This window comes from Vibrio sp. 10N.222.55.A1, assembly GCF_041473835.1.
In the GTDB taxonomy this organism is placed as follows: Bacteria; Pseudomonadota; Gammaproteobacteria; order Enterobacterales; family Vibrionaceae; genus Vibrio; species Vibrio crassostreae_C.
Window position 1 is genome coordinate 1 of sequence record NZ_JBFRSX010000031.1, and the last position, 413, is coordinate 413.

A 413-nucleotide genomic window follows, 5' to 3' on the forward strand; every position below is an offset into this window, starting at 1 on the left:
CAAAGATCGCGTCACAAAAATGTGTACAAGAGATTGGATTGACCTGATCAGTTAATTTTCCGGATTGGTATTATACCAGGCTACTTTCTGTAATTTATTAAATTCCAGAAAGCAAAAAGGCTCTAGCATTTCTGCTAGAGCCTTAAATATGGCAGGGGTGGAGAGATTCGAACTCCCAACACGCGGATTTGGAATCCGCTGCTCTGCCAATTGGAGCTACACCCCTATTTTCAGTTTTAAAGAGCTGAAACTCTGAATAAGTGGCGGAGTGGACGGGACTCGAACCCGCGACCCCCGGCGTGACAGGCCGGTATTCTAACCAACTGAACTACCACTCCGCAGTGGAATACTTGTCGTCGCTGACAAGTGTTCAAACTTTTTGTCTTCACTTTTCAAAAAAGTGAAAATAAATT

Annotated in this window: 2 tRNA genes; both read right to left on the bottom strand. The window is 43.8% G+C overall.

From position 1 onward, the window contains the following. Positions 1-149: 149 nt before the first annotated feature. A tRNA-Trp gene (locus AB4493_RS09935) sits at positions 150-226 on the bottom strand. A gap of 35 nt (positions 227-261) precedes the next feature. Next, a tRNA-Asp gene (locus AB4493_RS09940) sits at positions 262-338 on the bottom strand. Positions 339-413 lie beyond the last annotated feature (75 nt).